This window comes from Pseudoalteromonas sp. 20-92 (assembly GCF_030847595.1).
Taxonomy (GTDB): Bacteria; Pseudomonadota; Gammaproteobacteria; order Enterobacterales; family Alteromonadaceae; genus Pseudoalteromonas; species Pseudoalteromonas fuliginea.
In genome coordinates, this window is record NZ_JANJGQ010000002.1 from 294,903 (window position 1) to 308,822 (window position 13,920).

6 protein-coding genes are annotated in these 13,920 nt (G+C 39.6%); 3 read left to right on the plus strand and 3 right to left on the minus strand.

What is annotated here, in order from left to right; translation table 11 throughout:
* Positions 1-761: 761 nt before the first annotated feature.
* The 3 genes from NRL14_RS03295 to NRL14_RS03305 form a co-directional block, all read right to left on the minus strand.
* A complete protein-coding gene (locus tag NRL14_RS03295; RefSeq protein ID WP_244958590.1) occupies positions 762-2,714 on the minus strand; it encodes a S9 family peptidase in 1,953 nt (650 codons plus the stop codon).
* A 199-nt stretch (positions 2,715-2,913) separates the two neighbouring features.
* Positions 2,914-4,224 carry a lysine N(6)-hydroxylase/L-ornithine N(5)-oxygenase family protein gene (locus NRL14_RS03300; RefSeq protein ID WP_033038230.1) on the minus strand — a complete coding sequence of 437 codons (1,311 nt, stop codon included), beginning with the start codon at positions 4,222-4,224 and terminating at the stop codon, positions 2,914-2,916.
* A 130-nt stretch (positions 4,225-4,354) separates the two neighbouring features.
* Positions 4,355-5,692 (minus strand): salicylate synthase, encoded by a 1,338-nt coding sequence (locus NRL14_RS03305; RefSeq protein WP_007376670.1) that lies wholly within the window; start codon positions 5,690-5,692, stop codon positions 4,355-4,357.
* Positions 5,693-5,822: 130 nt separating this feature from the next.
* On the opposite strand from NRL14_RS03305, the gene NRL14_RS03310 reads away from it, so the two are divergent.
* Genes NRL14_RS03310 through NRL14_RS03320 form a run of 3 tightly spaced genes read left to right on the plus strand, consistent with a single transcriptional unit; the run spans position 5,823 to position 13,906 of the window.
* Entirely contained in the window at positions 5,823-12,029 is a 6,207-nt protein-coding gene (locus NRL14_RS03310) for a non-ribosomal peptide synthetase (RefSeq protein WP_306723997.1), read from the plus strand.
* Positions 12,022-12,234, plus strand: coding sequence for an MbtH family NRPS accessory protein (locus NRL14_RS03315; RefSeq protein WP_008139329.1), 213 nt, complete (start codon positions 12,022-12,024; stop codon positions 12,232-12,234). The genes NRL14_RS03310 and NRL14_RS03315 overlap by 8 nt, the downstream gene beginning before the upstream one ends.
* A gap of 1 nt (position 12,235) precedes the next feature.
* Positions 12,236-13,906, plus strand: coding sequence for an amino acid adenylation domain-containing protein (locus NRL14_RS03320; RefSeq protein WP_306723998.1), 1,671 nt, complete (start codon positions 12,236-12,238; stop codon positions 13,904-13,906).
* Positions 13,907-13,920: the final 14 nt, after the last annotated feature.

The following is a 13,920-nucleotide window of genomic DNA, read 5'->3' on the forward strand; positions in this document are numbered from 1 at the left end:
TTATTGCTTTAAATAAAGTTAGAACATTGAAGCATAATTACAGATCAGACTTTAACTAGGGCGTATTGATCTTTGTGGATTGAAATTTGTTCAATCTAGGGGCGATTAAATCGCGGCGCGAGGTTTGTAACCTAGTGAGCTAAGTAAAAACCGAGCAACAAAGAGTTTATCGTCCCTAGAAAGAACCCAAAGGGCAGCGCCTGTTTGGTATTTATGCTACGTTATCGCCTATTAATGGGGAGTAACCACACTACATAAGCTCCGCCTTGCCTAAAAACCAAACATACTGCTGCAAATTCACTAACCAAAGTTCAACACGGCCTTGCCAAATTATTTTGGATCACTATTTAACTACCTGAGTGAATTTACAGATCAGAGTTTAACTAACCTTTCATAAAACGGCATATTTGGGGTGATTTTGCTGTAAAAAGCGTTTACGGCAACTTTAAAAGGCGGGTAAGTGACTGATTTTTGCTTTAATAGGCAAACTAAACGAATTTATAAACCGATTTTTTACTAACTTCTTTGTGCTATAAAACAAAATTTTACTAACTGAAAGGCTATAAACAGTGACTCAAACCGATTTTTTACCAACTCAAGTTACAAAAAATGTTATAAACCGAAATTTTACTAACTGAAGTTTTAGCTAAGTCCGATATTTAACTGTCACAGAAGTGTAAAGGGGGTTTACAGTTTGAATACTATAGGGTAAATATAAAAGCCACTTATTTGAAGTGGCTTTTATTTAAGCTATAAATTTATTATTTAGTGTGTTTATCAAACCACCATTGAATATAAGCTACCTTGGTCATTAAGTTTGATGGCCGAGCTGTAATGCCATGTGAAGCATTAGGAATTCGCACCATTGCAGTATCAACACCTTGTAATTTTAATGCCTGATAAAACTGCTCAGTTTCTGAAATTGGTGTACGGTAGTCAGATTCACCAGTGAGCAACATAGTAGGAGTTTTAACGTTTCCAACATAGCTAATAGGCGAGCGTTTCATGTAGTGCTCAATGTGATCCCATGGTTTACCTGGGAACCAATAATCAGCAAAAAACGGGTAAAAATCTGCTGTTAGTACAAAACTGATCCAATTAATAACCGGTTTGGCAACTACAGCCGCAGCAAAGCGATCGGTATGACCTACAATCCAAGCTGTTAGCACACCGCCACCAGAGCCACCGGTTACAAACAATTTAGACTCGTCAATAAAGCCTTTCGCTATTAGCGCATCAACACCTGTCATTAAATCATCAAAATCGTTACTTGGGTAATTATGATGAATAGTTTGTGCAAACTCTTTACCATAGGAATCACTACCACGTGGGTTCATGTATAAAACGACATTGCCTTTGGCTGCAAACAGTTGAATTTCAGCGCTAAAGTGCGGGCCATAATTAGCGACAGGGCCGCCGTGAATTTCTAGTATTAGCGGGTATTTTTTGCTGCTATCAAATTCTGGTGGGTAGGCAATCCACCCCTGAATAGGAAGTTCATCGTGGCTTGATTTAACCCAAATTTCTTCCACTTTAGCCAAAGCTCTGTCGCCCAATGCATCTGCATTAAGGGTAGTTAAACGCTGGGCTTTACCGCGTTTAATTGTTGCTATATCAGCAGGGCGCTGGGTATCGGCAAGGGTAAAGGCTACCTCTCCATCTTCGCTTACATCAAAGTCGCCACCAGAATAAGGGCGTCCAAAGGCAACGCTGCCAATTTGAGTTGTTATTATTTTACGCTTGCCACTGCGTGGTTGATAGGCGAGGGCGGTTTGGCCTTTATCGGCGTAACTAAAGTACACACCTTTTGAATTGGCACTCCATTTTATTTGCCCAACGCTACGATCAAAATTTGGCGTTAAACTAGTTGTGTTACCTGTTTTTAAATCACGAATATAAAGTTGAGCATTTTCGTAATTAGTGCGTATATCGTCATAACCTGTGTACGCTAAGTAACGGCCATCGGGCGATACTTTAGGTTGTTCATCAGGGCCATCTCGGTTAGTAATTTCGGTTATAGTTTGCGAGGCCAAATCAAGTTTATAAATTTCATTATTTGTGAATTTTAGCTGGTTGTTTTTATGTCGGTTTGCAGAAAAATAAAGTGATTTACCATCGTTACTAAAGCTTACATCGCCGGCGTTATCAAACTCATCATGAGTGAGTCGCTTGGCATTACCACCGTTAGCATCTATGGAAAATAATTGGCTAAAACCTTTTTGTGTGTAACCGCCACCATCTGAACGGTAATAAACATCATCAATAAATTTAGCGGGTTCTGCCCACGTTGCCCCTTTTGGTTTTCCGGGCAGGTTTACGGGGGCTGAAGTTGCACTTGGTACAAACATGTTAAATATTAATTGGCTAGAATCAGGGCTCCATGTAATTGCACGAGGGCTACTCGTTAAGTTACTGATTTTTGCCATAGCACCTGTTTTAAGCCATTTTATATATATTTGGCTGCTGCCATCACGTGTTGATATAAACGCAAGGCGTTGACCATCAGGAGAGAGTACTGGCGAATAATCCATATGCACGCCAGAGGTTAATGGTTGCATTTGTTTAGTTTTGTAATCAACAGACCAAATATTACCCACTTTGCGATCTGTTTTTATATCCATACGATTACGCACAAAGTAAACGGTTTTACCGTCTTCGGTTATATCTATCTGATTCGCATATTCAAGGTCGAATACGTTTTCAAGTTGTAGCATTTGCTCTGTTTGACTCGTAAAACCTGAAAAACTGACTGTTGCCAAAAGCGCAAAAGGGGCAATAAACTTCATTTTTATTCCTTGTTATTAAACAGTATCACATCTGTTATAAGGCAATAATGATTGAAAATAAACTCGATTGCGATGAATGCACATTACTTAGATAATGACTTATTTGAGTAATATGCATTTCAAGTGGTTAAGCTAAAGCAACTGCTTGCTGAGCCTGTTCTTGCAACTCTGCCTGTAATGAGTGTGCTATTTCTGCTGACCTTACTGAAAGTATTGAGAGTAAGGTGTCGCTTAAACCATGGGATGATTCTGAACGTCCTTGCAAAAATAACGATGGAAGAAAACGTTCGTCCGTTTTAACTTGATAATTTCGATCAATATCAATGTTTCCTAAATAGGCTTTAATCGGTTCTAACATAGGCGCCATTTTAGGTCGTTGATACCCTGTTGCTAAAATTACTAAATCGTAATTATTCGTAGCATGCTGATTTGATTTTCTATCAAGTATAGACAGCGTTATTTTTCCATTTTTTTCAGATGCTTCAGTAACTTCACTGTTAGGGCAATATGTATGTTGCTCCATCATGGCAACTTTTTGTTGATAAAAAATATTATATATTTGCTCAATCATCGATGAGTCAACAGCTGAATAATTAGCGTATTTATATTCTTTTAATAGCTCTTCTCTTTCTTGCTGCGTTTTACTGAATATAGAGTCTGTTGATGATGGGTTAAAAATTTCATTCACATAGGGACTTGAATCTGCTGGCTTCATCGAATTACCACGCATAATTAAATCAACTTTTGCGTGTGGATAATTATCATCAATATCAATAAAAGCTTCCGCAGCACTTTGCCCACCACCGATTATAGCAATGCGTAAATCTTTTGTTTTTACTGGAATAAGTTTAGCCATTTTTGATAGGTAGTGAGTATGATGAAATACAAGCGGGGTTTGTTTTAGCGGTTGAAAAACTTCCGGTATTAAAGGGGTTCCGCCAGTGCCCATAACAAGTGATTTAGTAAAACGGATCTTACTTGTACCACCTGTATCTGCTGTTGTCACTTTGAGTAATTTTACTTTTTGATTATCCATAACCGGCTCAATAGAGGTAACCTCTTCGCCGTATTGACATTGAGAAGAAAAATGACCCGCAACCCAGCGAAGGTAGTCATTAAATTCTAACCTGCTTGGGTAGAAAGTACTTAAATTTATGAAGTCCACTAAACGATTATGTGAATGTAAATAATTTAAGAAAGAGTAAGGGCTGGTTGGATTTCTCAATGTAACAAGATCTTTCAAAAATGAGACTTGTAGCCCACTTTGGTTAGTAATAGTATCACCATGCCATTGATATTCTGGCTGTTTATCAATAAATAAGGCATTTAGTGTGGTGGAATTGCTCTTAATTTCTTCTAAGGCAATCGCCAAAGCTATATTTGATGGGCCAAATCCGACACCAATGATATCGTATGTAGGTATTAGTGGCTGTGCCATGCTTAAACTCCTCGTTTAAAACAACTTTTATCTGCTACATAAATTTACTTTTGTTTATAAAAATGTGTAGCAGTGGGTATTAGCTGAATAAGGATTCATTAAGTATCCTTATTTAATGAATTACGTTAATTTAGCTTTTTTTTTCAACAACCCAAGGTGAAATGCTTGCTAGTTTTTCACTGGTTTCGGTGAGTTCTCTTTCTGGTGTTGAATCAAGTACAATTCCGGCTCCAGCCTGTAACCAGTGCTGATCGCCTTTACTCATAACACTGCGTAAAACTAATGCTGCGTCAATAACGCCTGTGTGATCTAGTTTTAAAATTGCGCCTGCATAAAGCCCTCTGCTACTGCCTTCGTGTCGTCGTATTTCTGAAAAAGCAGCCAGCTTTTGAATACCAGACGCTGTAACAGCAGGGAATAGGCTTTCGAATGCATGCCAAGCGTTATATTCTGTTTTTAGAGTGCCACAGACTCTCGAAGCTAAATGTTGCACAGAACCTCGCTTTTTTTGAACCATGAACTGTGGTACATGTACAGATTCTGGTTCACAAACTTCATTCATTTCGTCAACTGAAAGTCTCACAGATATTGCGTGTTCGTGGGTTTCTTTTGGATCTCTTAGTAACTCATCAAATATTTTTTGATCTGTTTCTGGATTACCTTCTAATCGTCGAGTACCCGCTAACGGCTCTGTTGTAACTTTACGGTTTTCATCAACTGAAAGTACAATTTCAGGACTAAACCCAGTGATTTTCCAACCAGCTAAATTCATTGTAAATGAACGAGCAGGTGTGTTCATCGAACGCCCTTGAAGCCAAGTCGCAGTGTAATCGGGCGAAAAATGTAGGGGAACCTTACGCGAGAGTATGACTTTTTCTAGTAAACCATTTTTAATATTGGCGACAGACTTTTTGACTGCATTTTTATAATTAATATTGTCTGGTATTTCGACATTTTTGTAAGGAACGTGTGCTCGTACAACTGCATTTTCTAGTATTAAGCGTACTTGCTGCTCAAGTTCACTGGATTTAGATTTAATGAGTGTTGGTTTTTTCCCTAGGGATACCGTTATTTTTGGCTCACAAATAAATAATAACGCTTCTTGACCTGCTTTTTCTTCTTCGGTTAATAGTTCTGGTGATTTCAGGGCATACGCGAATTCAAAACTAGACCATCCGCATGCTTGCCACTCACCATCCCAAGTATTTAATTCTTGCTGTAGGACTTGGCAGAGGTTTTCGCTGTTAACTTGGCGCTGAGTTTTTCCTGCAGAGGTATTAGATTCAATGTGAGTTGCAAATACTGTTATAGATCGAACAATACCTCCTGCAAACCAACATTCACCGTTATCTTCGTAAATTAAATATTCTTTAAATATACCACTGTCGGCTAGAGCGGCTGCTCGTGCGAAGATTAAATTTTGCTCATCGCTTTGGGTTGTGCCTTCATTGGAAAAATTAGTTTTCATAATATCTTATGCTCCTTTTCAAAATACATTTTGCATACACACGGGATTAATTTTCAATCAATGTGTTGCAATAATAACTACAGTAAATAATAATGCAAATAATTATTGTTTATATTTTAGGGTCTGTTTTATGGATAATGCACTTAGGCTAAAGCTTGCGAGAAAATTGGCGGCAACTCGAAAAATAATCATGCCGAATAATAATGTGGACTCTTTATCGACATTAAATCAAAGCTTTACAGTTTCAAAAGCAAAAAATGAGACCAGTTATGTACTTTCTAATGCGCAAGAAAGGATGTGGTTACTTAATCAACTGGATCCACTTTCGTCTGCTTACAATGTTTGTGTCTTGTGGCAATTTAAAGGTTGTTTAGATGCGCGTGTTTTACAGCAAAGTTGTTTTGAATTAGTGAACAGGCACAGTATTTTTCGAACTTCCTATTATGCAGACCCTATTGTTGGTGCTCGACAAAAAGTGCTTGATGAGTTTCCTTTGCAGTGGTGTGAATATGATTTACAAGATTTAGATCATCAGACGCGAGAAGTACGTCTTAAAGAAATAGCACAACATGCAAGTACAGAACCTTTCGATCTTGCAACTAAGAGTACACTTCGACTTGCTCTCGTAAAAATGACCGACAGTCATCACACTTTAGTTATGGTAGGGCAACATATTGTTTGGGACGGGGCGTCATTTGGTATTTTTTCTAATGAATTATCAACATACTATAGGCTAATTAAGAGCGGCGAATCTAAACAACGGGCTCCTTTACCCATCCAGTATTTAGATTTTGCTCAATGGCATCGTGAAAAATGGCAACAAGATTCCGAACAAAGCAAAGAGCAGGTTGCGTTCTGGCAAAAGCAGCTTACACCGCTACCTGAGCCTATTGATTTTCCAACTGATTTTCCTCGGGGAGTGAAGCAAAATGAAAATGGTGGCTGGCACAGTGATAATCTTGATCAAGCAACAACACAAACCCTACTTACGTTAGCGCGAGAAGAACAAGTTACAACTTTTGAAGCCATTATTGCGGTGATTGCTTTATTAATGACTCGGCTTTCTAGGGCCTCAGAAGTGACGATAGGGACAGTGGCTTCGCATCGTAATTTACCTGAGCTGAGTGACCTGATAGGTAATTTTGGGAATGTTATTCCACTGCGGATTAAGGTTGATAATAAACTTTGTTTTCGTGAACTGATCCGTGATTGTGCGACACAATGTCGTGCTGCTTTTTCACATGCAGATTTACCCTTTGAATTATTACTTGAAAAATTACAAATAAAACGAGGGGAATCGCAAAACCCATTATTAGACACTATGGTGACTTTCTTAAGCCATGGGATGTCTCCACCCATAATAGATGGCTTAGATGTACATTGGGAAAAGTATTTTAATGGTACAACGCAAACAGATCTCTCTTTTGACGCATTATTAAAAGATAACTGCCTTCAGTTTCAAGCCACTTGGCGTGCTTCATTATATCGACCAAAAACCATACCAAATCATTTAAAACGGTTGCTACAGTTACTTAAACATTGTGTCCAAGAACCAGATATAGCACTAGCTAACATTACCACTGTATTACCCGATGAAAATCAGTTAATAAAATGGGGTCAACGCGATGCTTTTGTAAGCCCAGTAACAACGCTCGTTGCTTGGTTTGAGAGTACCGTGAGTAAATACCCAAATCGAACTGCTGTTGAGTTAGTTGACAGTGAAATGATAAAGAGTGTTTTGCAAAAACAAAACGTGCTGCATGACCTCAGTTTTCTAACGCTCAATGCAAGAGCAAATAGAGTCGCAAGGTGGCTAGTATCGCAAGGGATTGGGCCAGAAGATCGGGTTGCCATAATAATGCCTCGCCAGTTGGAATGGTTCGTTGTGATGCTTGGTACACTCAAGGCAGGTGCCGCTATTGTACCTATAGATCCAAATTATCCAGAGGATTACATTAACCGAGTACTTACATTGGCGGCGCCAAATATAGTAATTAATAATGGTGATGCACATTCATTTGAATCAGCTAAAGCGACTGAATTAAAAACTAAAACAGTCAGTTTGTTAGTTATTGAGAATGAAGCATTAAGTATAAAAAATAGTGATCTTAATCTTACAAACGAAGAGAGATGCCGGCCATTGCGCCCATCTCATCCAGCCTGTATTACGTTTACATCAGGCTCAACAGGGCAGCCAAAAGGTGTTGTTGTAAAACATGCTTCTCTGGTTAACCTTATTGCTAGTCATAAACACGATCTCTATAGCGAAGCTTCTGCGCTTGTAGAACATAATCAGCTAAAAGTTGGCCATGCTTGGTCTTTGGCTTTTGATGCCTCATGGCAACCTACACTGTGGATGTTTGAAGGCCATAAAGTCTATTTATTTGATGCAAATACGATGCAAGACGCGGTCACTCTTGCCAAAGAGATAATGCTTAAAAAAATGGATTTTATTGAGTTAACTCCCAGTATGCTAGATGAAGTATTACCGTGGTTACAGTCAGGACTTACAGATACAAATGGGCAATTTATTGAACCTCACACACCTGCAATATTGGGTTTTGGTGGTGAATCGGTAAAACAAGAGCTTTGGCAACGTATAAAGAGCCTTCCTGGTACGTTGGGCTTTAATTTATATGGCCCGACAGAGGCAACAGTGGATGCGATGATTGCTAAAACCAATGTCGCTGAAAAGCCGGTAATAGGTGGGCCGGTTGCAGGAGGGCAAGTTTATGTTCTAGATAATTGCTTGCAATTAGCGCCTTTAGGGGTGCCAGGTGAGCTTGCAATTGCTGGTGCTGGATTAGCAAGAGGATACCTTGATCGTAGTGATTTAACAGCAAGCAAGTTTATTGCTAATCCTTTTGCGGAACAAGGTGAAAGACTTTATCTAACTGGTGATAGAGTAAAATGGACAACTCAAGGAAATATTGAATACATTGGCCGTATAGACGAGCAAGTAAAAATTAGAGGTTTTCGTGTTGAGCCGCTCGAAGTTGAGTCAACCATTGAGCTGTTAATTAAATGTCCTTGCGCTGTCATTGCCAGAGCAGTTACTCAAAGTGCGATGGAGCTAATTTGTTATCTTGAAAATGAAATAGAGCAACTAAGCGATAATCAAGAGGCTAATTTAAACTTAATAGCCCGCTTTCGCTATGTATGTGAGCAAGCTCTACCTCCTCACTTAGTCCCCAAGTATTTTGTAATTAATAAAAAACTACCTAAATTACCTAATGGAAAAATTAATCGTAAAGCGCTGTCGATACCTGATGATTTAGGTGTTATTGCCAAAAGAGCCCCTCGTAATGAACTGGAGAAAAAGCTATGTAATTTAGTGTGTGACGTTTTAGGGATTGAGACAATAGGCATTGACGATGGATTTTTTGCAGTGGGTGGCGATAGTATTTCAGTTGTAAAATTAGTCAGCCGCGCTCGTCGAGAAGGGATCCACCTTACTCCTCGCCAAGTATTTAATGCAAAATGCATTGCGAATTTGGTTAAAGAATTACACGAAGTTGATCCCCTCGGAGACAGTCAAAATAGTAAAACGGTTAGCCACGATAGTAATGATAAAGGTCAGCTTACTTCAACTTTATTAATGCAGCGCTACCTTAATGCAGCGACACCGCTTGATCGATTTGCACAACTAGCAAGTGTAGTAGTGCCTGAAAGTATGACGGCTGGTGAACTAAAAGAGCTTGTGTATGCTTTACTTAATCGCCATGGGTTGTTGCGAGCTCAATTGGTGCAATCGGGTACGGGAGAGTTATCCCTAAATGTTCCGGTTGAAAATACCCAAACTATTTATTGTGAGCAAACTTATCAACAGTGTGATGATAATAAATATAGAGTGTATTCTGAAAATGCTGATTTACCCACTTTAGAAAACTCAGGTGTATTATCAGCAGCTGAGTTGGCAAAACAACTATGCAGTAATTTAAGTCCTAAAAACGGTGTTATGGTTGCCGTATTGTTAGTTAAAGAAAATGAAAATAATAACCAAAGGGCTTGGTTTGCCATAAACCATTTAGTCATAGATGCCTCATCATGGCATATTTTGGCTGAAGACCTTGCGATTGTCCGAAATCAGCAAGTGAGTAATGAAAAACTTGAATTACCTCCCGTACCAACATCATGGCGTAGTTGGTCCAATCATATAAATAAATTAAGCCAGCAGTATATACCTGCGCCAAATTCAACCAATTTGGGAACGTTGGCAAGTGCTCACACATTAACTTGGAGCTTGGAACCTTATAATAAAACATGTCCGGCATTAACTGTCGCTCGTAGGTTAGGGCTTCCACTGGCTAGTTTATTACCTGCTATAAGTTGCTTAGCTGCTATTACATCAAAATTAAAACCAGCGCTAGATAATCGCTGCCCTACCTTGGTACTAGAGCGGCATGGTCGAGAAGTACAGGAACCAACACAAGATTTAAGCAGGACCATTGGCTGGTTTGCCCGTGAAGTTTATGTGGCTCTCAATAGTGATGTTTTAAAGACTAAATCGGACGAAATGTCGAGCCAGTTGATAGAAACAGTGTTGCGTAAATGGTGTGGTCAAATTATTCAGCAAGACTCTCCTTTTGTATCATCAAGTGGTGTCGCGCCTGCTCAACAAGGTGTAAATGGATGGTTAGTCGGTTTTAATTTTCTTGGTGATTTAAATTTATCCTCCAATTCAGATTTATGGTCAGTAACTCCGCTTCTTGAGCAGCTTATTGAAGCTTGCTCCGAACACTGGCCGTTACTAAATTCTTTAGATTTAACAGCCTATTACAGCCAACAAAAAGGGATAAAAACACTTCACTTTAATGCGATAGCACCTAGTAGCGAATTGCACCATAGTGATCTACTACGATTTAAAGCTGAGTTAAATAAGCTTTTTCATCAACTACACGACTGTTTTATTGAAGAACAACAACAGCTACAAGCGCAAGGTCTTGTTGATAGTAATAATTTGACAATTAAGCCAGCTACGCCACTGCAAGTTGAAATGCTTCGCCACTGTCATGGACTAGCAGATCCATGGACAACACAAATGGAAATAACTCTTTCTAATCAACACACCCCAGAAATATCTGAAAGTGCTTTAAAAGCAGGGGCCGCGGATCTTCTGCGCCGTCATGACGCGCTAAGATCAGGCTTTTTTGTGAAAACATTTTCTACCTTTACTGCCGATATACTCGAGCCTGTATGGGAAACTTTAGATTTACGTGGTGAACCAAGTGAGCAATATGAAGCATTGTTAGTGCAGCATCGCACAGCATGGTACCAATATCGCTTTGAATTTGATGCTCCGCCACTCATGCGATTTTTATCTATACGTATAAGTGATAGTCAGTGGCTAATTTTGATTCATTGTCATCACTTACTGCTTGATGGTTGGTCAGCCCCTCGAATTTTGCAAGAGTGGCTTGGAGGAATGAGTGCTGAAGCCACTTTAGCTTATCCAAATTTACATTGGGGTCAATATCTTGATTGGTTACAAAAACAAGATCCGACAATAGCTTGTCAATATTGGAATAAAGCGCTGGATGGTTTCAAAGCCCCTTCATTATTATGCCCGACAAGACAACAACGATTTCCTTCACAAGAATTATCTAGTGTGCTTTGTGCTGCTGTAAATGCAGACATTAAAGCATTAGCTGCAAAGATTAATGTATCTACGGCCATGCTATTTCAATTGGCATGGGCTAAAACAGTGGGTAATGCACTTAATCAGGACGATGTCGTATTTGGTTTATTTGACTCTGGTCGTGCAGCGTCGTTAGCAGGTATTGAAACGCTTGTTGGATTGGTTACTCAGTTAGTACCAATACGGATTAAGACCGATCCTTTGAGTAGTTCAATTGCGTTGTTGCAGCAGTTGCAAACTGAACAATTTGAATGGCAAGCGTTAGCTCCGGTTAGGTTGGATAATTTGGAGGCGACTCATCGTTTTGGTGAATTTTTTGATACTTTATTAGTTATTGAAAATGCCCTTGATGCGGATACACAAACCGCAGAGCCAATTAAACAAGTCGATTCATCTCAAGGACTTACATTACCAGTTGCATTGGCAGGATTGAAGGATGTTAAGTGGCAAGATTCGGTTGGCCAAGCCGCTGCTTTATTTATCTACCCAGGTGCAACAACCAAGATCCGCTTGAGCTTTGACCCGCATGCAGTGGGCAAAAAACGTAGCGCTCAGCTATTAACTGATTTTGAGTTCTATTTGCAAGAAGTTGTCGATAGTTGTAACAAATTCAGTCATGAAACCGCAAATTCTGCGCAACTTAATAACAGCGAATTAAACCCCCTATCAACAGTCTCTTTGGAGTTAAATCATGAGTGAAAATATTTTCGATGATGAATCAATGGCATTTGTAGTTCTTATCAATCATGAAAAACAGTATTCGTTATGGCCTGAAGTATTAACTATTCCTTCTGGTTGGGAGCAGGTTTTTGGCCCTCAAACACGTGATACTTGTTTGAGTTGGCTAAATGATAATTGGACAGATTTACGTCCTAAATCACTCATAGAGATGGATGGGAATTAATATGGAGCAGATTAACAAAGGGATGCCAGCAGGTACAGCATGCCTGTATCAATCCTTTGCTGAACAAGCCGTTATGCACCCTAATCGCATCGCCGTTAGTGATGAACATAGCTCCTTGACATATAAAGCACTTAAACAAAAAGCTGATTTGGCATCACATCGACTTTATGCAAGTGGTGTTCGTACAGGAAACTGCGTGGCTTTAATACTGCCTAGAAACTGTGAGCAAATTATTCACGTGTTAGCAATATTGCAACTTGGAGCGTGCTATGTGCCGATTGATCCCGACTACCCCAAAGAAAGGATCGATTGGATAATTGCTTGTAGTCAGCCTAGCGCAATTGTTACTCAGCGAGAGTTGAGCAAGACACTTTGGGGTAACGATTCACTTACTAAAGCTATGAGTCATTTGTTGTTTGTCGAGGACCAATTTAACTTTGTTCCAGATGAGCACGAGAAACCTGTTTACAGAGCCGCAGGTGCTTTCGCTTATATTATTTTTACTTCAGGGTCGACGGGAAACCCTAAGGGAGTTGTTGTAGGGCATCAGCAAGTTCTGGCCTTAATTAATGCGGCAATGCCTTTATTAGATGCAACACATACTGATGTTTGGGCTTTGTTTCATTCACTGGCTTTTGATTTTTCAGTGTGGGAAGTGTGGGGAGCTTTGACCACAGGAGCCAAGCTAACGATTATTCCAAAAAGTGCAATTTGGTCACCAGACGCCTTAGTGCAATATTTGAGAGCAGAAAAGGTCACTATTCTGAATCAAACGCCTTCAGCATTTTATGCCTTAATTGACGCAGAAAGTAAGGCTCTAAAAATGAGTGAGCAACCACTATGCTTGCGCAAAGTAGTCTTTGGTGGTGAAGCACTTAATTTGGATAAAGTAAAAAAATGGTGGCAGCTTTACCCTTGCGAAACATTGCAATTGATAAACATGTACGGGATCACAGAGACAACGGTGCACGTAACATGGCTAACACTAAGTGATTCACTTTGTGGCACTGAAAATAGTCCAATAGGTGAAGGACTATCTAGTTTGGAGGTGCTTTTACTTGATGAAAATTTAGAAAAAGTGGCTGATGGTGAAATTGGTGAAATTTATGTAGCAGGAGATCAAGTGGCATTCGGTTACATCAATCGCCCTGATCTAACCGCGATGCGATTTGTTGCCAGTCCTTTTCACACTGGGAAGCGGATGTATCGTTCGGGTGACTTAGCGAAGCAAATTGATGGTCAACTCTTTTATTTTGGTCGCGCAGACAGGCAATTGAAAGTAAGGGGATTTCGTATTGAGCCGAGTGAAATAGAAGTTGTTTTAGAATCTCATGCAAAGATACAAAGAGCAGCCGTGATAGCAAAACCATGCCTCGACAGTGGTTTATCAGATGGCTTAATTGCTATTTTAATCGCGACAGAGGAATCATTTACCGCACAACCAATAGCAACATTGAGAAATTATCTATCTCAGCTTCTCCCTGTTCACTATTTACCTTCAGACTTTCTATTTGTTAAAAAATTCCCGCTAACAGTAAATGGAAAACTGGATGAGAAAGCGTTACTTATGCAGTGGCAAGCAAATCAAAAAAGTACTTCTTCTTTGCATCAACAGCGGCTAGAGCTGCTGCGTTTGAAGCAACAAGACATCCTCGCCAAGTCAACAACATGATTTGGTAAAGACAA

Excerpts from the sequence above, each read along its gene's own strand:
- NRL14_RS03295 (WP_244958590.1), bottom strand. The coding sequence starts at position 2,714 with ATGCTACAACTTGAAAACGTATTCGACCTTGAATATGCGAATCAGATA.
- NRL14_RS03300 (WP_033038230.1), bottom strand. The coding sequence starts at position 4,224 with ATGGCACAGCCACTAATACCTACATACGATATCATTGGTGTCGGATTT.
- NRL14_RS03305 (WP_007376670.1), bottom strand. The coding sequence starts at position 5,692 with ATGAAAACTAATTTTTCCAATGAAGGCACAACCCAAAGCGATGAGCAA.
- NRL14_RS03310 (WP_306723997.1), top strand. The coding sequence starts at position 5,823 with ATGGATAATGCACTTAGGCTAAAGCTTGCGAGAAAATTGGCGGCAACT.
- NRL14_RS03315 (WP_008139329.1), top strand. The coding sequence starts at position 12,022 with ATGAGTGAAAATATTTTCGATGATGAATCAATGGCATTTGTAGTTCTT.
- NRL14_RS03320 (WP_306723998.1), top strand. The coding sequence starts at position 12,236 with ATGGAGCAGATTAACAAAGGGATGCCAGCAGGTACAGCATGCCTGTAT.